25 protein-coding genes are annotated in these 25,474 nt (G+C 62.0%); 19 read left to right on the plus strand and 6 right to left on the minus strand.

What is annotated here, in order from left to right:
• Window positions 1-26 precede the first annotated feature (26 nt).
• The 3 genes from RT582_RS03820 (at window position 27) to RT582_RS03830 (ending at window position 2,794) form a co-directional block, all read left to right on the plus strand.
• Window positions 27-383: a PilZ domain-containing protein gene (locus RT582_RS03820; protein ID WP_003283656.1), complete on the plus strand. Its 357-nt coding sequence runs from the start codon at window positions 27-29 to the stop codon at window positions 381-383.
• A gap of 119 nt (window positions 384-502) precedes the next feature.
• On the plus strand, window positions 503-1,288 hold the full coding sequence (locus RT582_RS03825) for a TatD family hydrolase (RefSeq protein WP_042922599.1): 786 nt from the start codon (window positions 503-505) through the stop codon (window positions 1,286-1,288).
• A 108-nt stretch (window positions 1,289-1,396) separates the two neighbouring features.
• A complete protein-coding gene (locus RT582_RS03830; protein WP_179486151.1) occupies window positions 1,397-2,794 on the plus strand; it encodes an amino acid permease in 1,398 nt (465 codons plus the stop codon).
• Between the two features lie 204 nt (window positions 2,795-2,998).
• Here the strand turns inward: RT582_RS03830 and RT582_RS03835 are convergent, their stop codons facing one another.
• Window positions 2,999-4,132 carry an aminotransferase class V-fold PLP-dependent enzyme gene (locus RT582_RS03835; RefSeq protein ID WP_102832544.1) on the minus strand — a complete coding sequence of 378 codons (1,134 nt, stop codon included), beginning with the start codon at window positions 4,130-4,132 and terminating at the stop codon, window positions 2,999-3,001.
• A gap of 75 nt (window positions 4,133-4,207) precedes the next feature.
• On the opposite strand from RT582_RS03835, the gene RT582_RS03840 reads away from it, so the two are divergent.
• The 4 genes from RT582_RS03840 to RT582_RS03855 all read left to right on the plus strand — a co-directional run bounded on the left by RT582_RS03840 (window position 4,208) and on the right by RT582_RS03855 (window position 7,119).
• Window positions 4,208-4,828 (plus strand): TetR/AcrR family transcriptional regulator, encoded by a 621-nt coding sequence (locus RT582_RS03840; RefSeq protein ID WP_003299617.1) that lies wholly within the window; start codon window positions 4,208-4,210, stop codon window positions 4,826-4,828.
• Window positions 4,829-4,866: 38 nt separating this feature from the next.
• On the plus strand, window positions 4,867-5,763 hold the full coding sequence (locus RT582_RS03845) for a radical SAM protein (RefSeq protein ID WP_313476587.1): 897 nt from the start codon (window positions 4,867-4,869) through the stop codon (window positions 5,761-5,763).
• A 116-nt stretch (window positions 5,764-5,879) separates the two neighbouring features.
• The gene (locus RT582_RS03850) at window positions 5,880-6,494 is read left to right on the plus strand and encodes a DUF4823 domain-containing protein (protein WP_230356519.1); all 615 of its coding nucleotides are present in this window, start codon (window positions 5,880-5,882) and stop codon (window positions 6,492-6,494) included.
• Between the two features lie 55 nt (window positions 6,495-6,549).
• Complete coding sequence (locus RT582_RS03855; protein WP_313476590.1) at window positions 6,550-7,119, plus strand: DUF1285 domain-containing protein; 570 nt, start codon at window positions 6,550-6,552, stop codon at window positions 7,117-7,119.
• A gap of 63 nt (window positions 7,120-7,182) precedes the next feature.
• On the opposite strand, the gene RT582_RS03860 is transcribed toward RT582_RS03855, so the two are convergent.
• On the minus strand, window positions 7,183-8,838 hold the full coding sequence (locus RT582_RS03860; RefSeq protein ID WP_313476591.1) for an electron transfer flavoprotein-ubiquinone oxidoreductase: 1,656 nt from the start codon (window positions 8,836-8,838) through the stop codon (window positions 7,183-7,185).
• Window positions 8,839-9,168: 330 nt separating this feature from the next.
• Here RT582_RS03860 and RT582_RS03865 point away from each other — a divergent pair, with 330 nt between their 5' ends.
• The 7 genes from RT582_RS03865 to RT582_RS03895 all read left to right on the plus strand — a co-directional run bounded on the left by RT582_RS03865 (window position 9,169) and on the right by RT582_RS03895 (window position 15,069).
• The gene (locus tag RT582_RS03865; protein ID WP_041014470.1) at window positions 9,169-9,918 is read left to right on the plus strand and encodes an electron transfer flavoprotein subunit beta/FixA family protein; all 750 of its coding nucleotides are present in this window, start codon (window positions 9,169-9,171) and stop codon (window positions 9,916-9,918) included.
• Window positions 9,919-10,863, plus strand: coding sequence for an electron transfer flavoprotein subunit alpha/FixB family protein (locus tag RT582_RS03870; RefSeq protein ID WP_014820880.1), 945 nt, complete (start codon window positions 9,919-9,921; stop codon window positions 10,861-10,863).
• A 126-nt stretch (window positions 10,864-10,989) separates the two neighbouring features.
• Window positions 10,990-11,814, plus strand: coding sequence for a substrate-binding periplasmic protein (locus RT582_RS03875; RefSeq protein WP_031298316.1), 825 nt, complete (start codon window positions 10,990-10,992; stop codon window positions 11,812-11,814).
• 11 nt (window positions 11,815-11,825) lie between these two features.
• Entirely contained in the window at window positions 11,826-12,179 is a 354-nt protein-coding gene (locus tag RT582_RS03880; RefSeq protein ID WP_102832877.1) for a DUF4398 domain-containing protein, read from the plus strand.
• Window positions 12,176-12,973: an OmpA family protein gene (locus tag RT582_RS03885; protein WP_102832876.1), complete on the plus strand. Its 798-nt coding sequence runs from the start codon at window positions 12,176-12,178 to the stop codon at window positions 12,971-12,973. The genes RT582_RS03880 and RT582_RS03885 overlap by 4 nt, the downstream gene beginning before the upstream one ends.
• A 110-nt stretch (window positions 12,974-13,083) precedes the next feature.
• Window positions 13,084-14,514, plus strand: a complete 1,431-nt coding sequence (locus tag RT582_RS03890) for an aminotransferase-like domain-containing protein (protein ID WP_102832875.1) — start codon at window positions 13,084-13,086, stop codon at window positions 14,512-14,514.
• Window positions 14,515-14,547: 33 nt separating this feature from the next.
• On the plus strand, window positions 14,548-15,069 hold the full coding sequence (locus RT582_RS03895) for a hypothetical protein (RefSeq protein ID WP_014820875.1): 522 nt from the start codon (window positions 14,548-14,550) through the stop codon (window positions 15,067-15,069).
• 27 nt (window positions 15,070-15,096) lie between these two features.
• Here RT582_RS03895 and RT582_RS03900 read toward each other — a convergent pair whose 3' ends face one another.
• Together RT582_RS03900 and RT582_RS03905 are read right to left on the minus strand one after the other, a co-directional pair.
• Window positions 15,097-17,661 (minus strand): bifunctional diguanylate cyclase/phosphodiesterase, encoded by a 2,565-nt coding sequence (locus tag RT582_RS03900; RefSeq protein WP_102832874.1) that lies wholly within the window; start codon window positions 17,659-17,661, stop codon window positions 15,097-15,099.
• Between the two features lie 122 nt (window positions 17,662-17,783).
• Window positions 17,784-17,951, minus strand: coding sequence for a DUF2897 family protein (locus tag RT582_RS03905; protein WP_014820873.1), 168 nt, complete (start codon window positions 17,949-17,951; stop codon window positions 17,784-17,786).
• Between the two features lie 166 nt (window positions 17,952-18,117).
• On the opposite strand from RT582_RS03905, the gene pyrF reads away from it, so the two are divergent.
• A complete protein-coding gene (gene pyrF, locus RT582_RS03910; RefSeq protein WP_102832873.1) occupies window positions 18,118-18,813 on the plus strand; it encodes an orotidine-5'-phosphate decarboxylase in 696 nt (231 codons plus the stop codon).
• A 51-nt stretch (window positions 18,814-18,864) separates the two neighbouring features.
• Here the strand turns inward: pyrF and RT582_RS03915 are convergent, their stop codons facing one another.
• Window positions 18,865-19,869 carry an NADP-dependent oxidoreductase gene (locus RT582_RS03915; protein WP_102832872.1) on the minus strand — a complete coding sequence of 335 codons (1,005 nt, stop codon included), beginning with the start codon at window positions 19,867-19,869 and terminating at the stop codon, window positions 18,865-18,867.
• Window positions 19,870-20,086: 217 nt separating this feature from the next.
• On the opposite strand from RT582_RS03915, the gene RT582_RS03920 reads away from it, so the two are divergent.
• A complete protein-coding gene (locus tag RT582_RS03920) occupies window positions 20,087-20,848 on the plus strand; it encodes an SDR family oxidoreductase (RefSeq protein WP_102832871.1) in 762 nt (253 codons plus the stop codon).
• Window positions 20,849-20,893: 45 nt separating this feature from the next.
• Here RT582_RS03920 and RT582_RS03925 read toward each other — a convergent pair whose 3' ends face one another.
• Window positions 20,894-22,081, minus strand: a complete 1,188-nt coding sequence (locus RT582_RS03925; protein WP_102832870.1) for a benzoate/H(+) symporter BenE family transporter — start codon at window positions 22,079-22,081, stop codon at window positions 20,894-20,896.
• A 246-nt stretch (window positions 22,082-22,327) separates the two neighbouring features.
• Between RT582_RS03925 and fliE the strand changes: the two genes are divergently transcribed.
• From fliE to fliG, 3 genes are read left to right on the plus strand one after another with little or no spacing between them, the layout of a single operon-like run.
• Window positions 22,328-22,657 (plus strand): flagellar hook-basal body complex protein FliE, encoded by a 330-nt coding sequence (gene fliE, locus RT582_RS03930; protein WP_003299599.1) that lies wholly within the window; start codon window positions 22,328-22,330, stop codon window positions 22,655-22,657.
• 13 nt (window positions 22,658-22,670) lie between these two features.
• Window positions 22,671-24,452, plus strand: coding sequence for a flagellar basal-body MS-ring/collar protein FliF (gene fliF, locus RT582_RS03935; RefSeq protein ID WP_102832869.1), 1,782 nt, complete (start codon window positions 22,671-22,673; stop codon window positions 24,450-24,452).
• Entirely contained in the window at window positions 24,445-25,461 is a 1,017-nt protein-coding gene (fliG, locus tag RT582_RS03940; RefSeq protein WP_014820867.1) for a flagellar motor switch protein FliG, read from the plus strand. Before fliF ends, fliG begins: the two co-directional genes overlap by 8 nt.
• Window positions 25,462-25,474 lie beyond the last annotated feature (13 nt).

A 25,474-nucleotide genomic window follows, 5' to 3' on the forward strand; every position in this document is an offset into this window, starting at 1 on the left:
ACTGGAATTTTCGTTAGGAACACCGCATGAGCCTGCCAGCAAATCTTGGTCCGCGTAATGGCATCCTGTCCCTGACCATCAAGGACAAGTCGGTGCTCTATGCCGCGTTCATGCCCTTCATCAAGCATGGTGGTCTGTTCATCCCGACCAACAAGAGCTACAAGCTTGGCGACGAAGTGTTCATGCTGCTCAACCTGATGGACGAGCCGGAAAAGATTCCCGTTGCCGGCAAGGTCGTCTGGATCACCCCAAAGGGTGCCCAGGGCAGTCGCGCCGCGGGAATTGGCGTGCAGTTCAACGAAGGCGACAGTACCGCACGCAACAAAATCGAAACCTATCTGGCCGGTGCGCTCAAATCCGACCGCCCGACCCACACGATGTAACGCTCTGAGTCACTGAACGTCATCCCTCGCCAGACGGCAGGGTGTTCGTTGGCCTTTCCTGACAACCGGCCATTTGCTCTACAATCGCCCCTTTTTCGCGATAGCAAGTAGTGCATTTCATGCTGGTAGATTCCCACTGTCACCTTGACCGACTCGACCTGACCGCACATGACGGTTCACTGGATGCCGCGTTGGACGCTGCGCGCTCGCGCGGTGTCGGGCATTTCCTCTGCATCGGCGTTAGCGCCGACAACGCAGCGGCGGTCAGATCGCTGTCCGAGCGCTATGCCGACGTGGATTGCTCGATCGGTGTTCATCCTCTGGATCTCGAGCCGACGAGCCAGCCGGTGCTGGACTGGTTGCTTGGCGAGCTCCAGCACCCGCATGTGGTTGCCATTGGTGAAACCGGTCTGGATTACCACTACGAGCCCGAAGCTGCGCAGATGCAGCAGCAGTCCTTCCGGCTGCATCTTGAAGCAGCCAGGCTGACCGGCAAACCGGTCATCGTGCACACCCGGGCTGCCCGCGCCGATACGCTGGATCTGCTGCGTGAAGCGGCGCTGCCGCAGGCGGGTGTATTGCATTGCTTTACCGAGGACTGGGACATGGCCAAGGCTGCGCTTGATCTCGGTTTCTATATCTCTCTGTCGGGGATCGTCACGTTCCGAAATGCCGATGCGCTGCGCGATGTGGCCCGCAGAGTGCCGGCTGATCGCTTGCTGGTCGAAACCGATTCGCCGTATCTGGCGCCGGTTCCCCACCGTGGCAAAGCCAACCTGCCGCAGTATGTGCGGGAGGTCGCCGAGTTTGTTGCGGAGTTGCGTGGCGTTCCGTTCGAGGCGCTGGCTGAGCAAACCACTGCCAACTTCAAGACATTGTTCCCGCTGGCCAGGGTGCGCAGCTGACGTCGCCGCCACGCAGGATTGATGCTTTCCAGCACGTCCGGTGCGCTGCCTTCTTTCTCGCCGTCACGAGCGGCGCTTTTCTTGCTCTGAAGATCCACAAGGTGGCGTATGACCGCTGAAACGCTGCACACCGGACCGCTCCAGCGCGGTCTGAAGAATCGTCATATCCAGCTGATCGCCCTGGGCGGAGCGATTGGAACGGGACTGTTCCTGGGCTCGGCCGGAGTTCTGAGAAGTGCCGGCCCGTCGATGATCCTGGGTTATGCGATCGGTGGCTTCATCGCTTTTCTGATCATGCGCCAGCTGGGGGAGATGATCGTCGAGGAGCCGGTCGCAGGGTCGTTCAGCCATTTCGCACACAAATATGGCGGCGGTTATGCGGGGTTCCTTTCCGGCTGGAACTACTGGGTGCTGTACGTCCTGGTGGGCATGGCCGAGCTGACGGCGGTCGGCAAGTACGTGCAGTTCTGGTGGCCTGATATTCCCGCCTGGGCCACAGCCGCTGCGTTCTTCGTGCTGATCAATCTGATCAATCTCAGCAACGTCAAGGCTTTCGGTGAGGCCGAGTTCTGGTTTGCCATCGTCAAGGTCGCCGCCATCGTCGGCATGATCCTGCTCGGGCTTTTCCTGCTGGTCAGTGGCCAGGGGGGCGAGCAGGCAAGCATCAGCAACCTGTGGACGCACGGTGGCTTCTTCCCCAACGGCTTCAGCGGCATGCTGCTGGCGCTGGCGATCATCATGTTCTCCTTCGGTGGACTGGAACTGGTCGGCATCACGGCGGCAGAAGCGGCGGAGCCAAAAACCGTGATTCCCAAGGCGATCAATCAGGTCGTCTATCGCATTCTGATCTTCTACATAGGCGCGCTGACGGTGCTGCTGGCGCTGTATCCCTGGGACGCACTGTTGCAGACGCTGGGCTCCGCGGGCGACCCCTACAGCGGCAGCCCCTTCGTGCAGATATTTTCGCTGATCGGCAGCGATGCGGCGGCGCATCTGCTGAACTTCGTCGTGCTGACGGCTGCGCTTTCGGTCTACAACAGCGGCGTGTATTGCAACAGCCGCATGCTGTACGGCCTGGCAGAGCAGGGCGATGCGCCGCGCAGCCTGATGAAGATCAATGCCCGCGGTGTCCCGGTGCTAGCGGTGGGCGTGTCGGCCCTGGTAACCCTGCTCTGCGTGGCGGTGAACTACCTGTTTCCGCAGGGCGCGCTCGAACTGCTGATGTCCCTTGCGGTGGCTGCGCTGGTAATCAACTGGGCGATGATCAGCCTTGCGCACCTGAAATTTCGTCGTGCCATGCAGCGCCAGGGCGTTGAGCCGAGCTTCAAGGCGTTCTGGTTCCCGCTGAGCAATTACCTGTGCCTGGCCTTCGTCAGCGGGATCCTGATCATCATGCTGTGGCTACCCGGCATCCGCATGTCGGTGTTCGCGATTCCGGTCTGGGTCGGGTTTCTCTGGCTGTGCTACCGGCTGCGGACTCGTTTGCTGGCGCAGTCCCAGACCTGAGAGCAAAAAAAACCCGGTTTCCAGGGAAGCCGGGCCAAGACCATTAGGAGTATGAAATCGCAATCCTAGCGACCTCATCTGGCTGGGCAGTGGGGGGATTGCCCGGCCAGTTACTCAAGTATTAACGCTGCTCCGCGGGTTTGCCGGCGGATTTCCCTGATTTTTAAACGCATTTGGAATACAAGTCTCGCTGGCTGATCGCCTTCAGTGCGCAGCCAGGTCATGCAAAAGGCCTAGCGTTTCGTCTATGACGTGCTCCGGCGTGTAGAAATGTGGCGAGAAGCGAATGCCGCCGCCGCGTTGTGCACACACGACCTGTTCAGTCTTGAGTCGCTCGAACAGAGTGGCATTGGGCCAGCCGTCGAGGCGGAACGTGACGATGCCGGAGCGTCTCTCCGCTTGGCCTGGCGAGAGGGTTTCTACTCCTTTCAGCTTGCTGATCCCGTGAGTCAGCCATTCGATTCGCTCGTCCAGCGATCTGGCGACTTGCTCCATCCCCACTTCCTCCAGCAGCGACAGGCTGGCTTCGAGTGCCATTGCTCCCAGCATATTCGGGCTGCCGCACTCGAACCGCCTGGCACTGCGTGCGGGCTCCCAGTCGCTACGGTCGTAGTCGCCGGCGTGCTCCAGCATGTGCCAGCCGTACTCGTGCAGTTTCAGTTGCTCGCGTAGGTCGCTGCGACAATAGAAAACACCGAGTCCTTCCGGGCCGAGCATCCACTTGTGACCATCCGCCATGGCGAAGGCGCAACGGTTCTGCTGGACATCGAAGGGCAAGGCGCCCAATTGCTGGATTGCATCGATGCACAGAAGCACGCCGCGTTGCTCGCAGCCTTCGCCCAGGCGCGGAAGATCCAAACGCATGCCGCTCGCATATTGCACGGCGCTGATCGACATCAGGCGTACCCGAGGACCACACGCTGCAAGGAGGTCAGCCTCGGGATCGACACCCTTGAGACTGACCTGAATGACTTTCACGCCGAGCGGCCGCAATGCCTCCCAGACCACTCGATTGGACGGAAACTCCTCGTCGCTGATCACGATCTGATCACCGCTTTTCCAGTCCAGCCCGAAGGCGACGAATGAGAGCGCTTCGGATGTGTTCTTGACCAGCGCCACATCGGCACTGCTCGGCGCGTTGAGCAGTCGCGTCAGGCGTTGGCGCAGGCTGCGTTCCACTGTGAGCCATTCGGGGTAGTCGCGCGCGCCCAAGGTTGCATTCTGCTCGGCAAAGGCGCTCACGGCCCGAGCGGCCCGCCTGGGCCAGGGAGCGACGGCAGCATGGTTCAGATATCGCAAACCGACTATTTGCGGGAATTCGTCATTTATTTGAATCATGGTTGGATGTCCCGTGCATTTCATGACCGGTTAGGCATAATGGCTGCTTCGTTTTTCACCTCAAGCAGCCTTCCTATGCAGAATGAACCTCGTAAGGTCCGCGAATTTCGTCGCCGCGAACAGGAAATCCTCGATACCGCGTTGCAGCTTTTTCTCGACCAGGGAGAGGACAGCGTTACTGTCGAGATGATTGCCGATGCGGTCGGTATCGGCAAAGGCACGATCTACAAGCACTTCAAGTCCAAGGCCGAAATCTACCTGCGGCTGATGCTGGACTACGAGCGCGACCTGAACCAGATCCTCCACTCTCCCGACCTGGACCGCGACAAGGAAGCGCTTTCGCGCGCCTACTTCGAGTTCCGCATGCGCGACCCGCAGCGCTATCGGCTGTTCGACCGCCTCGAGGAGAAAGTGGTCAAGGGCAATCAGGTGCCGGAAATGGTCGAGCAGCTGCACAGCATCCGCGCCTCCAACTTCGAACATCTGACCCAGTTGATCAAAGGCCGTATTGCCGAAGGCAAGCTGGAAGACGTGCCGCCGTATTTCCACTATTGCGCCGCCTGGGCGCTGGTGCATGGTGCGGTGGCGCTGTACCACTCGCCGTTCTGGAGCAACGTGCTGGAAGATCAGGACGGCTTCTTCCAGTTCCTCATGGATATCGGCGTACGCATGGGCAACAAGCGCAAGCGTGACTGAATTGGCGGCAGCGTGAAGATTGAACAGGCGTGGACGCAATGAACGTGAGCGAGTTTCCCATCCGCTACATCGAGCCAGTATTTCGGCCACCCAGCGAGGCGCATTCGCTGATCCTGCCGGTGACCAATGGCTGCTCCTGGAACAGCTGTACCTTCTGTGAGATGTATACCGCGCCGCAGAAGAAGTTTCGTGCTCGCGATGAGGCGGAGGTGCTCGACGAGATCCGTCGTTGCGGCGAGCAGTTGATCGTGCAGCGTGTATTCCTCGCCGATGGTGACGCCTTGGTGTTGCCGACCCACCGGCTGTTGAGAATCCTTGAACAGATCCGCCAGTGCCTGCCCGAAGTTCAACGTGTCTCGAGCTATTGCCTGCCACGCAACCTGCGCAAGAAGTCGGTTGCCGAGCTGCAGGAACTGGCGGATGCGGGGCTCGGCATGGCCTATGTCGGCGCCGAGTCCGGCGACGATGAGGTGCTGGCGCTGGTCAACAAGGGGGAGACCTACGAATCGACGCTCAGCGCGCTGGATAAGCTGGGGGCGGCGGGCATCGCACGCTCGGTGATGATTCTCAACGGGCTTGGCGGTCGCCAACTGAGTCGCCAGCACGCACGCAATTCGGCGCGGCTGATGAATGCAGCGCAGCCCGAGTTTCTGTCCACGCTGGTGGTCAGTTTTCCGCAGGGTGAAGCGCGTTTTCGGAAAACCTTCGAGGATTTCGAGCCGCTGGTGCCGGCCGATCTGTTTCGCGAGCTGGAGTGGTTGCTGGAGGATCTGCAGCTGACCGATACGGTTCTTCGCAGCGATCACGCGTCCAATTATCTGGTGCTCAAGGGCATTTTGGGTGTCGATAAACCGGGCCTGCTGCGTCGGGTACGTGAGGCCATCGAAGACCCGCGTAACGCTCCGTTGCGTCAGGAGTGGCAGCGAGGGCTGTAGCCGCCAGTCGAGCGCATCCAGCTGAACCGGCTCGCCTCGGTGCTGGAAGTGGCGTGGATGCTGCATTGGCTGTCGAATCGTCGGTTTTTCGTCGCCGGCCCTATGAGGTGAGTTCCATGCGATTTCTGTTACTGGCAGTGCCTGGCCTGCTTGCATTGCTCATGCTTTCTGGCTGCATGAAGGTCAGCGACATGGCGGAGGGTACCCGTTATCACCTTCGCGATGCCGGAATTCTGGATCACAGCGAAACCCGTCGTTCCAACTCCTGGCGCCTGCAGGCGGACTCATTCATCTATATCGCGCAGGGACATTTCGTGCCGCCCGGAGACGCATACCCGCGGCCGAACGTCGTGGCCGAAGAGGCCTTCAGCGGGTTTGTCGAGTACTTCCCAATGGTTCGTCGAGCACGTGGCCCGCTCGGGCTCGAGGAGGCAATGGCCGAAGCGTCGGCAATGGGCGCGCATTATCTGCTGTATCTGCGGTTTGCCGCGGCTGATGATCGCATCGGCAGTTTCGACGAGCTGAACGATCAGCGCGCACTGGATCGCCTTGGTGTCGATTCCGGCGTGGTGCAGTTGATGCTGGTGGAAACCGGAACTCGCTATCTGGTCGATACCGCTCGCATTCGTAATCGTGGCGGCGTGCTCGGCATCTACGACGCAAAGCCGGAGCAACTCTTGCGTCCGCCACTGCAGGACTATGCTCGTCGGTTGTTGGGCCTGTCGCGTTGAGCGATGTGGCAGTATCGGGAACAGGCGATTACCTCATTCAATCTAGGAGGACCGAATGACCGATACAGGCAAGGCTGGGGATCTGCTGGCGCAGCTGCCCGCTGGCGGGAAGAAGAAAGGGTCGCCGCCGGTGCATCTGTGGAACCCTCCGTTCTGTGGCGATCTGGACATGCGCATCGCGCGCGACGGAACCTGGCACTATCAGGGTTCGCCAATCGGGCGGCCGGCAATGGTGCGTTTGTTTTCCACGGTGATTCGCCGCGACGGCGACGACTACTTCCTGGTGACACCGGTAGAGAAGGTCGGTATCCAGGTCGAAGATGCGCCTTTCGTTGCGGTCCGGCTGGAAGTCAGTGGCGAGGGTGAGACGCAAAGCCTGCGCTTTATCACCAATGTCGAGGACGAGGTCGAGGCTGGTGAAGAGCACCCTTTGCGCGTTGTCACCGACCCGCAAACGCAGGAGCCGGCGCCATATGTGCATGTGCGTGCCAACCTCGAGGCACTGATTCATCGCAATGTGTTTTATGAGCTTGTGGAGCTGGCGGTGCCCGGCAAGGTAGATGGCAAGGATTACCTCGGTGTGTGGAGTGGCGGGACGTTCTTCCCGATTGGCGCCGCTGAGTAGTGCGCCGCCTGTTTCGTTACCCATGATCGAAAAAGGCTCCCGAGGGAGCCTTTTTTGCTGGTCTTACATGTTGGGGTAGTTGGGCCCGCCGGTACCTTCGGGCGCGACCCAGGTGATGTTCTGCGCCGGGTCCTTGATGTCGCAGGTCTTGCAGTGCACGCAGTTCTGCGCGTTGATCTGGAAGCGCTTGCTGCCATCGTCGTTGCTCACGACCTCGTAAACGCCGGCCGGGCAGTAACGCTGTGCCGGCTCGTCGTACATCGGCAGGTTCTTTTCGATCGGAATGCTCGGGTCGGTCAGTTTCAAGTGAACCGGCTGCTCTTCCTCGTGGTTGGTGTTGGAGAGGAATACCGAGGAGAGCTTGTCGAAGCTCAGCTTGCCGTCCGGCTTGGGGTAGTCGATTTTCTTCGACTCTGCCGCCGTCTTGAGGCAGGCGTAGTCCGGCTTGGTGTCGTGCAGGGTGAAGGGGATCTTGCCACCGAAGATATTCTGATCGATGAAGTTGAACGCGCCACCCTTGATTGCGCCCCACTTGTGAATGGCCGCACCGAAGTTGCGGCTCTTGTACAGCTCGTCGTACAGCCAGCTGGACTTGAAGCCTTCTTCGTAAGTGCTCAGTTCGTCGCCACCTTCACGGCCAGCCAGTAGTGCGTCCGCAGCCGCGTCGGCAGCCAGCATGCCGGACTTCATCGCCGTGTGGCTGCCTTTGATCTTGGCGAAGTTCAGAGTGCCGGCGTCGCAGCCGATCAGTGCACCGCCGTTGAATACCATTTTCGGCAGGCAGTTGATGCCGCCCTTGGCGATCGCACGTGCGCCATAGGAAACGCGCTTGCCGCCTTCCAGGTACTGCTTCACCACCGGATGGTGCTTGTAGCGCTGGAATTCATCGAACGGCGACAGATACGGGTTGCTGTACGACAGGTCGACGATCAGGCCGACGACCACCTGATTGTTTTCCAGGTGATAAAGGAAGGAGCCGCCGGTGTTTTCGTCGTTCAGCGGCCAGCCTGCGGTGTGCACGACCAGTCCCTGCTCATGCTTGGCTGGGTCGATGTCCCACAGTTCCTTGATGCCGATGGCGTAGTGCTGCGGGTCGACGTTGGCGTTGAGCTGGAAGCGGTTGATCAGCTGCTTGCCGATATGACCGCGGCAGCCTTCGGCGAACAGCGTGTACTTGGCGCGCAGCTCCATGCCTGGCGTGTACATGCCTTCCTTCGGATTGCCTTCGCGGTCGACGCCAAGGTCACCGGTGACGATACCGCGCACGATGCCGTTCTCGTCGATCAGCGCTTCCTGAGCGGCGAAGCCTGGGTAGATCTCGACACCCAGATTCTCGGCCTGCTGGGCCAGCCAGCGGCACAGGTTGCCGAGGGAAATGATGTAGTTGCCTTCGTTGTGCATGGTCTTGGGGACCAGTGCGTTGGGCAGCTTGCTGGCGGCTTCGGCGGTCTTGAGCAGGTAGATGTCGTCACGCTTGACCGGCGTGTTGAGCGGGGCGCCGAGCTCTTTCCAGTCAGGGAACAGCTCATTCAGTGCGCGCGGCTCGAAGACTGCGCCGGATAGAATATGGGCGCCTACTTCGGAGCCTTTCTCAACGACGCATACACTGATTTCCTGACCAGCGTCGGCGGCTTTCTGCTTCAGGCGGCAGGCTGCGGATAGGCCTGCAGGGCCGGCGCCGACGATGACAACGTCGAATTCCATGTATTCGCGTTCCATTGGGCTTTCTCCTACTCAGGGCTTGGTTGTTATATAAGTGGTGGAGGGCTGTGATCGGTCCCTGACCGAGCCGGGCCGGCGCATTATATATAGACGCTCGAATCGGTCCAATACAAACGTTTGTTTGAATTTTCTGGAAGCCTGTTAGAATCGCCCGAACCGCGTCGTTATGACGGGTCATATGCGTTGTTGACCCCGTCCGCGGCCTGCGGTCAAGATACGGACGGTTTGCACTCGCCGAACAGGGCAGCGGCTATCAAAACCCAAGCCACGAGCAAGGCTCGGTTCGCCTCGGCGGAATTCTATTCACCGGAGAGTAACGAGGAATCCATGAAGGTTCTTGTAGCTGTCAAACGAGTGGTCGATTACAACGTCAAGGTTCGCGTCAAGGCGGACAATTCGGGCGTTGACCTCGCCAACGTCAAGATGTCGATGAACCCCTTCTGCGAAATTGCCGTGGAAGAAGCCGTACGCCTGAAAGAGAAGGGCGTGGCGAGCGAAATCGTTGTCGTCTCCATCGGTCCGACCGCTGCCCAGGAGCAGCTGCGCACCGCGCTGGCGCTGGGCGCCGACCGTGCCGTGCTGGTCGAGTCCAACGACGAACTGAACTCCCTGGCTGTCGCCAAGCTGCTCAAGGCCGTGGTCGACAAGGAGCAGCCGCAGTTGGTCATTCTCGGCAAGCAGGCGATCGACAGCGATAACAACCAGACCGGGCAGATGCTCGGCGCGCTGACCGGCTATGCCCAGGGCACCTTCGCCTCCAAGGTGGAAGTGGCTGGCGACAAGGTCAACGTGACCCGCGAAATCGACGGCGGCCTGCAGACCGTCGCGCTCAGCCTGCCGGCGATCGTCACCACCGACCTGCGTCTGAACGAGCCGCGCTACGCGTCGCTGCCGAACATCATGAAGGCCAAGAAAAAGCCGCTGGAAACGCTGACTCCGGATGCACTGGGTGTCACCACCACGTCGACCGTTAAGACCCTGAAAGTCGAAGCGCCGGCTGCCCGCAGCGCTGGTATCAAGGTCAAGTCCGTGGCTGAACTGGTCGAGAAACTGAAGAACGAGGCGAAGGTAATCTAAATGACTATCCTGGTTATCGCTGAACACAATAATGCCGTCCTCGCGGCCGCTACTCTGAACACCGTTGCCGCCGCCAAGCGGATTGCCGCCCAGGCCATCGGCGGCGACATCCACGTACTGGTAGCCGGCAGCGGCTGCGGTGCCATCGGCGAAGCAGCCGCGCAGATCGAAGGCGTGGCCAAGGTACTGGTCGCCGACGACGCGGCTTACGCCAATCAGCTGCCGGAAAACGTCGCGCCGCTGATCGCCGACCTGGCGAAGAATTACAGCCACGTGCTGGCGGCTGCCACCACCAACGGCAAGAACTTCCTGCCGCGCGTTGCTGCTCAACTGGATGTCGATCAGATCTCCGAGATCATCGCCGTTGAAAGCGCCGATACCTTCAAGCGCCCGATCTATGCCGGTAACGCCATCGCTACCGTGCAGTCCAGCGCTGCCATCAAGGTCATCACCGTGCGTGCGACCGGCTTCGATGCCGTGAATGCCACCGGCGGTTCGGCTGCGGTCGAGCAGATCTCAGGCGCTGGCGATGCTGGCAAGTCCGCTTTCGTTGGCGAAGAGCTGGCCAAGTCGGATCGTCCCGAGCTGACCGCTGCCAAGATCGTCGTATCTGGCGGTCGTGGCATGCAGAACGGTGACAACTTCAAGCACCTGTACTCGCTGGCCGACAAGCTCGGCGCTGCGGTTGGTGCATCCCGTGCCGCGGTCGATGCCGGCTTCGTGCCGAACGACATGCAGGTCGGCCAGACCGGCAAGATTGTCGCACCGCAGCTGTACATCGCGGTGGGTATCTCCGGCGCCATCCAGCACCTGGCGGGTATGAAGGACTCCAAGGTGATCGTCGCGATCAACAAGGACGAGGAAGCGCCGATCTTCCAGGTTGCCGACTACGGCCTGGTGGGCGATCTGTTCGAGATCGTGCCGGAGCTGGAAAAGCTCGTCTGAAGCTGATTGCTGTTGAAGAAACCCGCTCATGTAGCGGGTTTTTTCATGGGCGATCGGCGGGTTCGCCGGTGTACCATCGGCGAACTTCGATCAGCATCAGTTAACTCGCGCAATAAGGGGATCTTCATGCGTTTCGCTTTTCCGTTGAAATTGGCCATGGTCGCGCTGGTGTTGGCAACGCCATTCACGGCAGCGGCAGCGGGGAAGTGCGACCGTCTGGTGGCGACTGGCGCAGCGGACAACCCTCCCTTTCTCTGGCGCGATCCGCAGAACCCCAAGCGTCTGATCGGGGCCAATGCGGACCTGCTCGGGCAGATCGCCGACTCGCTCGATCTGAAACTGGACCTGCTTTACACCGGTGACCGAACCAAAGCGCTCGAAGAGGTGCGCAGTGGTCGGGTCGATGTACTGGCCGATGCGACTCTGACGGTGCAGCGGCTCGAAGAACTGGATTTCGTCCACCCGGCCATCCTGCAATTGCAGACCGTCGCCTGGGTACGCAATGAGCCTGGCTTCTTCTATGCCAGCCGTGAAGATCTGGGAGGCCACGCCGGCTTGATCGCTGGCACCAGCCGCTTCGGTAGCGAGTTCGACGCCTTCGCGAAAAAACACCTGCAATTGCAGCCGGTTGCCGACCTCGCTCAGGGGCTGAAGCGGATCGTGGCGGGCAATGGCGACTACTTGCTGCATGAGCGGTACAGTGCAGTCGCGGCGGCTGATGCATTGGGGCTGCTGGACAAGGTGCAGCGTCTCGAACCTCCAGTGGTAGGCCGGGATATGCACCTGGCCATTTCGCACGACTCGGCCTGCAATGATCCCTGGCTGCGCGGACAACTGGCGCGGAAGATGACAGAATTGCGCGCCGCCGGTGTGCCTGAGCAACTGGTGGCGCACAACCTGACTGTCTGGAAGAACCAGCAGTCAGAGCGGGCAAAGGCTTCGAAAAAGTAGGACTCGCCGTGTTGAAACGACTTCTCGCCAGCCCATTTCTGGTCCTGGTTTTCCTGACTGGCTGTGCCAGTGACCCTGTTCCGACAGAACAATTGCGTTTGACCGCACAGGCCGTAGCCCAGGCGCGATCCGTAGGCGCAACCGATGCGTACGAGGAACTCGTGCTGGCCGAAAGCAAGTTGAGCAAGGCCCAGGCGGCACTCGAGGCGGGTGATAATCGCGAAGCTCGGCTGTTGGCCGAGCAGGCAGAGCTGGATGCGCGTCTGGCGGAGAGCAGGGTTCTGAAGGACAAGCGCGAGGCCCAGATCGACGATCTGAATCGTCGCATTCAGCGGCTACGGCAGTTGCTGGGGGAGGCCAGGTGAGAAGTGCGTTCGCGATAGCCCTGGCTGGGCTGATACTGGCTGGTTGCTCGACGTCGCAGACCGAGCTCGAATTGAAACGCGCATCTGCCGCGCTGCAACGCATTCAGGCGGACAGCATGGTCCAGCGCAGCGCGCCGAAGGATGTTCAGCGTGCACTCGAAACGCAGCAACGCGCCGAGCGTTTCAACCAGTACTGGGGGGGCGCCGCCGACGCCCGGCATTACGCCTACCTGAGTCAGCGTTACAGCGAAATCGCCGCGAGGCAGGGTGAGCTTCTGCAGCATCAGGAACAGGTCGCGCGCCTGGAGATGGAGCGCGACCGGTTGCGGCGCATGCTGCAGGACGCCAGGTTGATGACCGCCGAGCAACAGGGTCGCTGGCTGGAAGACCAGATGATGAGCCTGGCTGCCAGCGAAACCGATCGCGGCATGGTCATGACGCTTGGCGACGTGCTGTTTCGTGCCGGCAGTGCCGAGCTCAGCCACACGGCCAATCGCACCTTGCTCAAGCTGGTGCATTTCCTCCAGCTCAATCCGCAGCGCAAGATTCGCATCGAGGGGTATAGCGACAGCCGCGGCGATGCCCAGGAGAATCTCGCGCTGTCGCAGGCGCGGGCGCAAACGGTGGCGGATCTGCTGATCAATCTTGGCGTCGCTGCCGAGCGGGTAGAGGTGCGCGGCTATGGTGAGCGCTTTCCGTTGGCCGAGAACGCCTCGGCCCGCGGTCGCGCGCAGAACCGTCGCGTTGAGATCCTGTTCTCCGACGCGGAAGGCAATCTCGGTCCCGACCGTTAGTCGCGCGGCCATCTGAACAGACTGTTTCGCCTAGACGTGACCTAACTGTATTGGTCTGGGTCTCCAGCAGTGCGCTACTGTTACGGTTCAGTTGGCAGGAGACCGGCGAGATGACCAATCTGTTGCTCTATCAGCGCATTGCCCAGCAGCTTGCCGAAGATATTCGGCGCGGCGTATATCGCCCCGGTGAGCGCGTGCCGTCGGTACGCAAGATGAGCCGACAGCTGAGCGTCAGCCACGCCACGGTGTTGCAGGCGTACGCCAATCTCGAAGATCAGGGCATGATCCGTGCGCGCCCGCAGTCCGGCTTCTACGTCCACCAGACGCCCGTACTCACTGCGCCGACGCCGGATATTGCCCAGGTCGAGCGGCCGAAACTGGTCACCCGCAGCAGCATCATCAATCAGGTGCTCAGCGAGTCGCGCCGTGAGGGGCTGATTCCGCTGGGCGCGGCCGTGCCGCATGTGGATTATCTGCCGGTGCGGGCGTTGCACCAGCAGTTGGCGAAGGTCACGCGGTTTCACAGCCCTCGGGCATTCAGCTACATGTTCAGCCCGGGCTACGAGCCTCTGCGCCGCCAGGTGGCGATTCGCATGCGCGATGCCGGTGTGGTGGTGGATTCGAGCGAAATCGTCATCACCCATGGCTGCGTTGACGCGTTGCAGATGTCACTACGGGTCCTGACCAAGCCGGGCGATCTTATCGCCGCCGAGTCGCCGACCTATTACGGCTTGCTGCAACTGGCCGATCTGCTCGGTCTGAAGGTCATCGAGATACCCAGCGACCCGGATACCGGAATGAGCCTTGAGGCGCTGCAGCTTGCAGCAGGGCAGTGGCCGATCAAGGCGCTGGTACTGACCGCGCGCCTGAGCAATCCGCTGGGCGTGAGCATGCCTGACCACCGCCAGAAGCAGCTGCTGAGCCTGGCGGCACGTTTCGACATCCAGATCGTCGAGGACGATATCTATGGCGAACTGATGTTCGACCAGGGCCAGTACAAGGCGCTCAAGTCCAATGATCGGGACGGCCGTGTCATCTACTGTTCCAGCTTTTCCAAGACGCTTTCGCCGGGGGTGCGGATCGGTTGGGTCATCGCCGGGCGCCATCAGGCCGAGATCGAGCGCCTGCAGACCTTCAGCACCCATTCGGCGTGCAGCGTCACTCAGATGGGTGTGGCGGCTTATCTGGAGAACGGGGGTTACGATCGACACCTGCGTGCCATCCGCCAGGAGTACCGCAAGAATCTCAGCGCGTTTCAGCTGGCGGTACAGCGCTACTTCCCGGAAGGCACACAGATGACGCGCCCCAAGGGCAACTTCATCCTCTGGGTCAGCCTGCCGGTGCGGGTCAATACCCAGGACCTGCACGTCAGGGCGCTGGAGCGGGGGATCAGCATCGCGCCGGGACTGATCTTCAGCAACACTGAACAATTCAACCACTGCATTCGTCTCAACTGTGGGCTGCCCTGGAATAACGAGACCGAGCGGGCGCTGCGGACACTCGGGCAGCTGGCTTCGGAACTGTGCCGGGATGTCCAGTAGCGCCCCAAACCTGCCGCTGTAAGGAGCGATCGGATGCGAAGGCCGCTGTTGTTATTGCTGTCGTTGGCCTTGCTGGGGGGATGCGGGGACGACGAATCGACTTCATCGCGTGCGCCCGCGCCGGTCGAGCAGCCCTCTGAACCGGAGAGTATCGTCGAGCAGGAAGAGGTGCCGCCTGATCTCGATATTGAGCTGGCGCCAATCGAAGAAACCTCCGATGCCGAGCCGCCGGAAGTGGAGATCAGCCTGCCCGAACCCGTTCCCGAGGACGAGGCGCCTGCCCCGGCGCCGCAGCCATCGACGGCCAAGCGCTCCACGCCGCCGCCAGCGAAGGTCGAACTGCCCGAGCCGGAACTCGATCTGCGCTTGCCCGAGGAACTGGTCGAGGAGCTGGCGCCAGGGCCGGGTGATGAATCGATGCGGCTGTTACCGCCGCTTTTCGAGGGTGGCGGGCCGTCGCGATCGATGCAGATCGGCGGCCGGCTGATTTCCGGCGAGGCAGAAGACGAGGAGCTCATCGAGGGCGCGGAGATTCGCCTCGAATTCAAGCGCTGAGGTGCATGCGTTCCCCGGCCCTGCGCTTTAGTCCCTGGCTGGCAGCTGCGATAGCAGCCGCTGCAGTTCATCGGCCGGCATCGGGTGGCTCATGTGGAAGCCTTGCACCTCGGTGCAGCCGTCGTCTTTCAGCAGCCGTAGCTGTTCCTCGGTTTCCACGCCCTCGGCCGTCACGCGCATCTGCAGGCCGCGGCCCAGTTCGATCAAGGCGCGTACGATCGAATGATCTTCCATCGACTGCCCGATACCGGCGACGAAGCTGTTGTCGATCTTTATCACATCGAAGGGGTAGTGGCGCAGGCTGGTCAGCGACGAGTAGCCCGTGCCGAAGTCATCCACGGCCAGGTGTACGCCGAGCGCCTTGATTCGCTTGAGCTGGTCCAGCGTGCCCTGTGTTTCCCGTAGCAGTGCACTTTCGGTAACCTCCAGCTCCAGCCGCTTGCCTGGCAGATCGTTCTCGCCGAGTGCCTGGGCTATCTCGTCGAGTAGCCGATCATCATGCAGCTGCAATGGCGAGAGGTTGACCGAGACGACCGTATCGCCTGGCCAGCGGGTCGCCTGGCTGCAGGCCTGATGCAGTACCCAGCGCCCGAGTGGAATGATCAGGCCGGTTTCTTCGGCCAGTGGAATGAACTGCTCTGGCAGTAGCAGCCCGCGCTCGGGGTGATTCCAGCGCACCAGTGCCTCGGCGCCGATGATCTGCATGCCCTGGCTCAGGTAGCGCGGCTGGTAGTAGACCTCCAGCTGCTGCTCGGCAATCGCGACGCGCAGTGCCTCTTCGCGCTGGAGCCGCTCGTGCAGCCGCTGATCCATCTCGCGGCCATAGGCACGCCAGGTTCCCCGGCCTGCATCCTTTGCCTGGTAGAGCGCAATGTCGGCGCAACGCAGCAGTTCGTTAGCCTGGTTGGCATCGTCGGGCGCCAGGGCTACGCCGATGCTGGCGCCGATATTGATCTGCTGATCCTCGTAGACGAAGGGCGCGCTGATTGCCTCGATGATGCGGTTGCAGAGACGGTCGATATCGGTGTCTTCGCTCATCCGGTGGAGCGCGACGACGAACTCGTCACCGCCCAGCCGCGCCACGAGGTCGCCGTCGCGGGTGTGTTGGCGCAGGCGGGATGCCACGCCGATCAGTACTTCGTCGCCAGCGGCGTGACCGAGGGTGTCATTCACCGGTTTGAAGCGGTCCAGGTCGATGTAGAGCAGTGTCAGTGCCGAGCCGCTACGAAGCGCCGCCAGATTCTGATCTAGGTAGTCGCGCAGCCGGCTGCGGTTGGGCAGGCCGGTCAGGGCGTCGTGCTGAGAGAGGTACTGAACGCGAGCTTGCGCCTTGGTTTCCTCGGTGATGTCGCTGGCGGTGCCGCGATAGCCGACCAGCTTGTCGTCCTGATGGATGGCGCGGGCAGCCAGCCGGCAGAAACGCTCGCAGCCATCGGCGGCACGATAGCTGCTGCGCAGTGGCGCGACCTGTGGTGCCTGGAGCCAGTTCTGCAGCGCGGCACTGTCGCTGATCAGCAGTTCCAGCAACGGGCGGCCCAGCCACTGGCTGGATTCGTGTCCGGTGATCTGGCGAAAGCGATTGGAAAGGAAGGTCAGCCGAGCTTGCGCGTCGGTTTCCCAGATCCAATCGGAAGCGGCCTCGGCGACATCGCGAAACCGCTCCTCGCTTTCCGCCAGCGCGCTGCGACTGGCGGCCAGCCTTGCATAGCTGATGTCGAGCAAGTGCAGGCTGCGCAAGGCATGGCGAATGAGCAACCAGGCGAGCAGCCCCAGCCCCAGGGCCACGGCCGCGAGGATTGGCAGGGTAACCCACAGCAGCAGGCGCCCCGGCTGCGCCGGCGTCCAGGTGAGCTGGATGGTCGAGCCATTCTCCAGAGGCCGCTCGATGCGCGGATCATCGGTTGGCGTTGAGTCTGGAGCCAGGCGCAGATGCTCGATCGAATACTGCTCACCGATCTCCGCCAGCCGCTCGGCGTCCAGCAGGTCGACGAACAACAGAATCGACGCCGGCCCTTCGTCCTCCTCGATATCCGTACCACCGGTGCTCAGCGCGGCTGCGGCGACCAGCGCCGGCTGACCGTCAGCCCAGAGCAGGGCGGAGACGCCCGATTCCTCCTCGACAGCTTCCCGGGCCCGCGCCAGCAGTTGCGGTAAACCGTGGAGAAACTCGAAACCGTCGATTGTCTGGAGTTCGCCGCGAACTACGGAATAGGCCGTATCGCCTGCCGGAGAGATAACCAGCACCACCTCGTAGTCGAAATCCTTGTACAAGGATGGGCCGAGATTGGCCTGGGTATAAGCCCAGTCGAGGTCGACCTGCCTGTTGAGATGCACGTAGGCATCGCCCCAGAACGCATAGTCGACGATGGAGCGATTCATCCAGTCGTGCTGTGCCTGCAGCGCCTTGCCTACGAGGAAGTGGCTTTGCTGCAGTGCATCCTGATCGATTCTGCGGGCAATGTGGATGAGTGCGGCAGCGGCCACAATGAGGGCGATGACCAGTAGGGCGACCATGCCAGGAAGAATGCGGCGAGCGAAAATCGAGGCGGCCTCCGGTTTTACCGGGCCATCGTCGGGAAGGAGAGTTTGCATGAGGGGATTCCTGCCAGCACTGCATTGGATCGCGGCAATGGCGGCATGGTGCCACTACCGCTCGGCAAAATCATCGTAAATTGCGCGGACCACTGGCTCGAGCGACTGCGTTCTATCGACTTTTAGCGGTCGCGGGAGTCCTGCGCGTCCGCCTCGGCATTGCGTTGAGCGATGCGTTTTTTCTGTTCTTCGGTCAGGGGAATCTTCTTTGCCGTCGAGCGCAGCATCAGCAGGCTACCGACGATCGAGCCCAGCGCGACGAGCAGAATAAGCCAGAAATACCAGGGCATGTTTTTCCTCCGGGCGGTTGGGCGACAGTGACGAGCCGCACTCTACGTGGCTGCGTCAGGGTGGTCACTATCGGCGTTGCGATAGCTATTCTGACCCCTCAGGGAGGCTTTCGTCGCGCGCTGTGTTTTCTGCGACAATGCGCGCCGACTTTTCCGAGGACGTGTCATGACCTGCCAGACTCCGATTATCGTAGCGCTCGATTTCCCCTCTCGCGATGCTGCTTTGGCATTGGCGCGTCAGCTCGATCCGAGGCTCTGCCGGGTCAAGGTCGGCAAGGAGCTTTTCACGCGTTGCGGTCCGGCGGTGGTCGAGGCATTGCAGGGAATGGGCTTCGAGGTGTTTCTCGACCTCAAGTTTCACGATATTCCCAACACCACCGCGATGGCGGTGAAGGCCGCTGCCGAGCTGGGCGTGTGGATGGTCAACGTGCACTGCTCGGGCGGTCTGCGGATGATGGCGGCCTGTCGCGAAACGCTTTCCGGCATGTCTGGGCCTTCGCCGTTGCTGATCGGCGTCACCGTGCTGACCAGCATGGAGCAGGACGATCTCGCTGGTATCGGTCTGGATGTCGCGCCGCAGGAGCAGGTGTTGCGGCTGGCCGGGCTGGCTGCGCAGGCCGGGCTGGATGGGCTGGTCTGCTCGGCGCAGGAGGCGGTGCCGCTCAAGGCGCAGTTCCCGGCGCTGCAGCTGGTCACCCCGGGCATTCGCCCGGCCGGCAGTGCCCAGGATGATCAGCGGCGCATCCTGACGCCGGCCCAGGCCATGGCTGCAGGCTCCGATTATCTGGTGATCGGTCGGCCGATCGCGCAGGCAGCCGATCCGGCGCAGGCGCTGGCAGCCGTGGCCGCCGAACTGGCATGACGAAAAAAGGCTGGGCCTCACGGCTCAGCCTTTTTCGCAGCGGGCAGGCGCTCAGCTGACCTTGAGCACCAGCTTGCCGAAGTTGCCGCCGGTGAACAGCTTCATCAGCGTGTCCGGGAAGGTCTGCAGTCCCTCGATGATGTCCTCCTTGCTCTTGAGCTCGCCGCTCGCGAGCCATTCGGCCATGTCGCGCATCGCCTCGGGATAGCGCGAGACGTAGTCGGTCACCACCATGCCTTCCATCCGCGCGCGATTGACCAGCAGCGACAGGTAGTTGGACGGGCCCTTCACTGCTTCCTTGTTGTTGTACTGGCTGATGGCCCCGCAGATCACCACTCGCGCGCCAACGCTGATGCGTTGCAGCACGGTATCGAGGATGTCGCCGCCGACGTTGTCGAAGAACACGTCCACGCCTTTCGGGCACTCGCGCTTCAAGCCGGCGGCCAGGTCTTCGTTCTTGTAATCGATGGCGCCGTCGAAGCCGAGTTTCTCGGTGAGGAAGCGGCACTTGTCCGCGCCGCCGGCGATACCCACCACGCGACAGCCTTTGATCTTGGCGATCTGCCCGGCGATGCTGCCGACTGCGCCGGCGGCGCCGGATATCACCACGGTTTCGCCGGCCTTGGGCTGACCGACTGAAAGCAGCGCGAAGTAGGCGGTCATACCGGTCATGCCCAGCGCCGACAGGTAGCGCGGCAAGGGCGCCTGCTGTGGGTCGACTTTATAGAAGCCTTTCGGCTCGCCCAGGTAGTACGCCTGCACGCCCAGGGCGCCGTTTACGTAGTCGCCTTCCTTGTAGTCCGGGTGCTGCGAGGCAATCACCTTGCCGACGCCCAGTGCGCGCATCACTTCGCCGATGCCAACCGGCGGAATATAGGACTTGGCATCGTTCATCCAGCCTCGCATGGCAGGATCGATGGACAGGTACTCGACCTTGACCAGGATCTGATTCGGGCCAGGCTCGCTCACCGGCTTCTCGACGTAGTCGAAGGTTTCCCGGGTCGGCGCACCGATCGGCCGCTGGGCTAGCAGGAATTGCTGGTTGAGCAGGGTCATGAAATAAGCCTCGTGTTTGCGAAAGGTTTGGTTTAGCCCGGCCAGCGCCGCGCCGCAAGGTACGTCAGCAGGCTGGAATGAATGGGCATCCAGTTCGGTGATATGACCGTGGCGGCAGTTAAATGCGCGAGCGCATAACGGTATAAGTTCGACCGGGAAGCCTTATGTGGTCATTTCGCGGCCACAAGGCGAGTCGAATTATTCGGGAAGAACAATCATGAGCATGACATTCTCCGGGCAGGTCGCCCTGGTAACCGGCGCAGCGGCAGGTATCGGTCGCGCTACCGCGCAGGCGTTCGCCGAGCAGGGTCTCAAGGTGGTGCTGGCGGACATCGACGAAGCGGGCATCCGCGACGGCGCAGAAAGCATTCGTGCTGCTGGCGGCCAGGCGATCGCCGTGCGCTGCGACGTCACGCGCGATGCGGAGGTCAAGGCGCTCATTGAGCAGACGCTGGCGCAGTACGGGCGGCTCGACTACGCCTTCAACAATGCCGGCATCGAGATCGAGCAGGGACGCCTGGCCGAAGGCAGCGAGGCGGAGTTCGACGCGATCATGGGCGTCAACGTCAAGGGCGTCTGGCTGTGCATGAAGCACCAGCTGCCGGTCATGCTGGCGCAGGGTGGTGGCGCTATCGTCAACACCGCGTCCGTTGCGGGTCTCGGTGCTGCGCCGAAGATGAGCATCTACGCGGCATCCAAGCATGCGGTGATCGGCCTGACCAAGTCGGCAGCGATCGAGTACGCCAAGAAGCAGATTCGCGTGAATGCGGTATGCCCGGCGGTGATCGACACCGACATGTTCCGCCGTGCCTACGAGGCCGACCCGCGCAAGGCGGAGTTCGCTGCGGCCATGCACCCAGTCGGGCGCATCGGCAAGGTCGAAGAGATTGCCGCCGCGGTGCTGTACCTGTGCAGCGACAGAGCCGCCTTCACTACCGGTCATGCGCTGGCGGTAGATGGCGGGGCGACGGCGATCTGACGGCGCGCCCGGCGCTGTCTGGCCGGGCACCCCTTTCAGCGCCGCTCAGTTACGACGGCGCAGAATCAGCAAGGTGATTACACCTGCGATCAATCCCCACAGCGCCGCGCCGATGCCGAACAGCGTCAGCCCTGACGCCGTGACCATGAAGGTGATTAGCGCTGCCTCTCGCTCGTCGGGCTGCTGCATCGCCTGGGTCAGCCCCGAGCCGATCGAGCCGAGCAATGCCAGCGCGGCGACGGACAACACCAGTGCCGCGGGGAAGGCGGCGAACAGCGCGGCCAGGGTTGCGCCGAAGATGCCGGCAATGCCGTAGAACACCCCGCACCAGGCAGCAGCGGTATAGCGTTTTTGCGGGTCAGGATGAGCTTCGGGGCCTGCGCAGATGGCCATGGTGATCGCCGCTAGATGAATGCCGTGGGAGCCGAACGGCGCCAGCAGTACCGAAGCGATGCCAGTGATCGAGATCAGTGGCGAAGCCGGCACCTGATATCCCTCGGCACGCAGCACGGCCAGGCCTGGCATGTTCTGCGAAGCCATGGCGATGACGAACAGCGGGATGCCGATACTGAAGATCGCCGCGAGGGAAAACGCCGGTGTAGTCCACACCGGCACCGCGACCTGCAGGCTGAAGCGCTGGAAGTCCAGCAGGCCGGAAATACCGGCGATCAGGCAGCCGACCAGCAGCGCAGCGAGCACGGCGTAGCGGGGCTGCATTCGCTTGGCCAGCAGGTAGCTGAAGAACATGCCGAGCACCAGCACCGGCTGAACCTCGACGGCACGGAAAATCTCGCTTCCGATATTGAACAGCACGCCCGCCAGCAGCGCGGCAGCCAGCGATGCCGGTACTCGCCGCATCAGCCGATCGAAGCTTCCAGTCAGGCCGCACAGGGCAATCAGCGCCGAGGCGAAGATGAAGGCGCCGATGGCTTCGGCGTACGGCACGCCGGGCAGACTGGTGATCAACAGGGCCGCGCCGGGCGTCGACCAGGCAACTACCACCGGCGTGCGATAGCGCAGCGACAGGCCGATGCTGCAGATCGCCATGCCGACCGACAGTGCCCAGATCCACGAAGAGATCTGCGCCGTGCTCAGGCCTGCTGCCTGGCCGGCCTGGAACATCAGCACCAGCGAGCTGGTATAGCCGGTGAGCATGGCGATGAAGCCGGCGACGACGGTCGAAGGCGAGCTATCACTGAGGGGGCGCAGGGCGGTACGGCTGATTTCGTTCATTGCTGACTTCTACTTGTGCAAGGTATGACGTCGCGCGGCTGCGGCAGGCTATCGTACAAAGCCTATTGGCCGTGCTCGGGTAGCGTCGCGGTACAGCCGCTCGCGTATTGGACGTAACAGTTGCGACGGGCGTGAGTGCAGGTCATCGCCGCGCCTGGCCGCTGGTATTCGATCTGGCACCCTTGTTGCTATCTAGTCTTTGCCTGCCGCGATGCGTCAAAAAAACCGCGGCTGTTGGAGGATTAGATGAGTCAGGGTGTTCAATTCAATCGCTTGATGCTGGAAATGCGGGCCATGCAGACCGATGCAATGGCGCGCGCCAAGCCGGAGGTCAAGACCCAGGAGGTCGGCGCTCCGAGCTTCTCCGACATGCTTGGCCAGGCGGTGAATAAAGTGCACGAAACCCAGCAGGTTTCGAGCCAGCTGTCATCTGCCTTCGAGATGGGGCAGGGCGGTGTCGACCTGACCGAAGTGATGATCGCCTCCCAGAAGGCAAGCGTTTCCTTTCAAGCCATGACCCAGGTGCGCAACAAACTGGTTCAGGCTTATCAAGACATCATGCAGATGCCGGTGTGAGGCGGATTGAATCATGGCTGAAGCGGTGAACGTTCCGGTGCCGGCTACTCCCGAGGGTGTCAGGAAGCCCCTGCTGGGCTTGTCCTTTCTGGAAAACCTTTCGGATATGTCCATGCTGCGGCAGGTCGGCCTGTTGGTCGGGCTGGCGGCCAGCGTGGCGATCGGTTTTGCCGTGGTGCTCTGGTCGCAGCAGCCCGATTATCGTCCGCTGCTCGGCAGCCTGGCGGGGATGGATGCCAATCAGGTGATGGAAACCCTCGCCGCTGCGGATATCGCCTATACCGTCGAACCGAACTCCGGCGCCCTGCTGGTCAAGGCGGATGATCTTGCTCGCGCACGTCTCAAGCTCGCCGGTGCGGGTATCGCGCCGGCCGACAGCAACATCGGTTTCGAAATCCTCGACAAGGAACAGGGGCTGGGTACCAGCCAGTTCATGGAGGCGACCCGTTATCGCCGTGGTCTCGAGGGCGAATTGGGCCGCACCATTTCCAGCCTGAACAACGTCAAGGGCGCCCGTGTGCACCTGGCGATCCCGAAGAGCTCGGTGTTCGTTCGCGACGAGCGCAAGCCCAGTGCCTCGGTACTGGTGGAGCTTTACCCAGGCCGCGCGCTGGAGCCGAGCCAGGTGATGGCGATCATCAACCTCGTCGCCACCAGCGTGCCGGAACTGGGCAAATCGCAGATCACCGTGGTGGATCAGAAGGGCAACCTGCTGTCCGATCAGCAGGAACTGACCGAGCTGAGCATGGCCGGCAAGCAGTTCGACTACAGCCGCCGCATGGAAGGCCTCTACACCCAGCGCGTGCACAACATTCTGCAGCCAGTGCTGGGCAGCGGCCGCTATAAGGCCGAAGTCTCCGCGGACGTGGATTTCAGCGCCGTCGAATCCACCTCGGAAACCTTCAACCCCGATCAGCCGGCGTTGCGCAGCGAGCAGAGCGTCAATGAGCAGCGCCAGAGCAGCCTGCCGCCGCAAGGCGTGCCGGGCGCCCTGAGCAATCAGCCTCCTGGCCCGGCGACCGCGCCGGAGCAGGCCAATCAGGCCGCAGCCGCCGCGGGCGCCGTGGCTCCTGGTCAGCCTCTGCTCGATGCCAATGGTCAGCAGGTCATGGATCCCGTGACCGGTCAGCCGATGCTCGCGCCTTATCCGGCCGACAAGCGCGAGCAGGCTACGCGCAACTACGAACTCGATCGCTCGATCAGCTATACCAAGCAGCAGCAAGGTCGCCTGCGCCGGCTCTCGGTGGCAGTAGTGGTCGACGATCAGATGACGCTCAATGCGGCCGGCGAGATGGTTCGCGTACCGTGGAACGCCGATGATCTGGCGCGCTTCACTCGCCTGGTGCAAGACGCGGTGGGTTTCGATGCCAGCCGCGGCGATAGCGTCAGCGTGATCAACACCGCGTTCGTCGCCGACAGCGCCGGTGAGACCTTCGAAGAGATACCGTTCTACTCGCAACCGTGGTTCTGGGATGTGGTCAAGCAGGTCCTCGGCGTGCTGTTCATCCTGGTGCTGGTGTTCGGTGTGCTGCGTCCGGTGCTCAAGAGCCTCACCAATCCGTCCAGCGGCAAGGAGCTGCAGGTTGCCAGCGGTCCGGGCGAACTGGGTGACGATGATGGACTGGATTCCGGCCTGGCCAGCGACCGGGTCAGCCTGAGCGGTCCGCAGAACATTCTGCTGCCGAGCCCCAGCGAGGGATATGAAGCCCAGCTGAACGCGATCAAGAACCTTGTGGCCGATGACCCGGGACGGGTAGCCCAGGTGGTGAAAGAGTGGATCAACGCCGATGAATGACAATCGAGTTCAAGCCAAGCTCAACAAGGTCGACAAGGCCGCCATCCTGTTGCTCTCGCTGGGTGAAACCGACGCTGCGCAGGTCCTGCGTCACCTCGGTCCGAAAGAGGTGCAGCGCGTCGGTACTGCCATGGCGCAGATGCGCAACGTGCAGAAGGCACAGATCGAACAGGTAATGAGCGAGTTCGTCGAGATCGTCGGCGACCAGACCAGCCTCGGCGTCGGCTCCGACGGTTACATCCGCAAGATGCTTACCCAGGCGCTCGGCGAGGACAAGGCCGGCGGCCTGATCGACCGCATCCTGCTGGGCGGCAACACCAGCGGTCTGGACAGCCTGAAATGGATGGAGCCGCGTGCGGTGGCGGATGTGATCCGCTACGAGCACCCGCAGATCCAGGCCATCGTGGTGGCCTATCTCGACCCGGACCAGGCTGGCGAGGTGCTCTCGCATTTCGACCACAAGGTGCGCCTGGACATCGTCCTGCGCGTGTCCTCGCTCAATACCGTGCAGCCGGCTGCGCTGAAAGAACTGAACCTGATCCTGGAAAAGCAGTTCTCCGGCAGTACCAACACCAGCCGCGCCAGTCTGGGCGGCGTGAAGCGCGCGGCGGACATCATGAACTACCTGGACAGCTCCATCGAAGGCCAGCTGATGGATGCCATCCGCGATGTGGACGAGGACCTGTCGAGCCAGATCGAAGACCTGATGTTCGTCTTCGACAACCTCGCCGAAGTCGACGACCGCGGCATTCAGGTGCTGCTGCGTGAGGTATCCTCCGACGTGCTGGTGATGGCGCTCAAGGGCGCCGACGACGGCATCAAGGAAAAGGTCTTCAAGAACATGTCCAAGCGCGCCGGCGAGCTGCTGCGTGACGACCTGGAGGCCAAGGGCCCGGTGCGTGTCAGCGATGTCGAGAATGCGCAGAAGGAAATCCTTACCATTGCTCGCCGCATGGCCGAGGCCGGTGAAATCGTCCTGGGCTCCAAGGGCGGCGAAGAGATGATCTAACCAGGTACGAATT

Source organism: Stutzerimonas kunmingensis (genome assembly GCF_032106285.1).
Lineage (GTDB): Bacteria > Pseudomonadota > Gammaproteobacteria > Pseudomonadales > Pseudomonadaceae > Stutzerimonas > Stutzerimonas kunmingensis_B.

Coding starts and splice junctions, on each gene's coding strand:
- RT582_RS03820 (WP_003283656.1), top strand. CDS start 27: ATGAGCCTGCCAGCAAATCTTGGTCCGCGTAATGGCATCCTGTCCCTG.
- RT582_RS03825 (WP_042922599.1), top strand. CDS start 503: ATGCTGGTAGATTCCCACTGTCACCTTGACCGACTCGACCTGACCGCA.
- RT582_RS03830 (WP_179486151.1), top strand. CDS start 1,397: ATGACCGCTGAAACGCTGCACACCGGACCGCTCCAGCGCGGTCTGAAG.
- RT582_RS03835 (WP_102832544.1), bottom strand. CDS start 4,132: ATGATTCAAATAAATGACGAATTCCCGCAAATAGTCGGTTTGCGATAT.
- RT582_RS03840 (WP_003299617.1), top strand. CDS start 4,208: ATGCAGAATGAACCTCGTAAGGTCCGCGAATTTCGTCGCCGCGAACAG.
- RT582_RS03845 (WP_313476587.1), top strand. CDS start 4,867: ATGAACGTGAGCGAGTTTCCCATCCGCTACATCGAGCCAGTATTTCGG.
- RT582_RS03850 (WP_230356519.1), top strand. CDS start 5,880: ATGCGATTTCTGTTACTGGCAGTGCCTGGCCTGCTTGCATTGCTCATG.
- RT582_RS03855 (WP_313476590.1), top strand. CDS start 6,550: ATGACCGATACAGGCAAGGCTGGGGATCTGCTGGCGCAGCTGCCCGCT.
- RT582_RS03860 (WP_313476591.1), bottom strand. CDS start 8,838: ATGGAACGCGAATACATGGAATTCGACGTTGTCATCGTCGGCGCCGGC.
- RT582_RS03865 (WP_041014470.1), top strand. CDS start 9,169: ATGAAGGTTCTTGTAGCTGTCAAACGAGTGGTCGATTACAACGTCAAG.
- RT582_RS03870 (WP_014820880.1), top strand. CDS start 9,919: ATGACTATCCTGGTTATCGCTGAACACAATAATGCCGTCCTCGCGGCC.
- RT582_RS03875 (WP_031298316.1), top strand. CDS start 10,990: ATGCGTTTCGCTTTTCCGTTGAAATTGGCCATGGTCGCGCTGGTGTTG.
- RT582_RS03890 (WP_102832875.1), top strand. CDS start 13,084: ATGACCAATCTGTTGCTCTATCAGCGCATTGCCCAGCAGCTTGCCGAA.
- RT582_RS03895 (WP_014820875.1), top strand. CDS start 14,548: ATGCGAAGGCCGCTGTTGTTATTGCTGTCGTTGGCCTTGCTGGGGGGA.
- RT582_RS03900 (WP_102832874.1), bottom strand. CDS start 17,661: ATGCAAACTCTCCTTCCCGACGATGGCCCGGTAAAACCGGAGGCCGCC.
- RT582_RS03905 (WP_014820873.1), bottom strand. CDS start 17,951: ATGCCCTGGTATTTCTGGCTTATTCTGCTCGTCGCGCTGGGCTCGATC.
- pyrF (WP_102832873.1), top strand. CDS start 18,118: ATGACCTGCCAGACTCCGATTATCGTAGCGCTCGATTTCCCCTCTCGC.
- RT582_RS03915 (WP_102832872.1), bottom strand. CDS start 19,869: ATGACCCTGCTCAACCAGCAATTCCTGCTAGCCCAGCGGCCGATCGGT.
- RT582_RS03920 (WP_102832871.1), top strand. CDS start 20,087: ATGAGCATGACATTCTCCGGGCAGGTCGCCCTGGTAACCGGCGCAGCG.
- RT582_RS03925 (WP_102832870.1), bottom strand. CDS start 22,081: ATGAACGAAATCAGCCGTACCGCCCTGCGCCCCCTCAGTGATAGCTCG.
- fliE (WP_003299599.1), top strand. CDS start 22,328: ATGAGTCAGGGTGTTCAATTCAATCGCTTGATGCTGGAAATGCGGGCC.
- fliF (WP_102832869.1), top strand. CDS start 22,671: ATGGCTGAAGCGGTGAACGTTCCGGTGCCGGCTACTCCCGAGGGTGTC.
- fliG (WP_014820867.1), top strand. CDS start 24,445: ATGAATGACAATCGAGTTCAAGCCAAGCTCAACAAGGTCGACAAGGCC.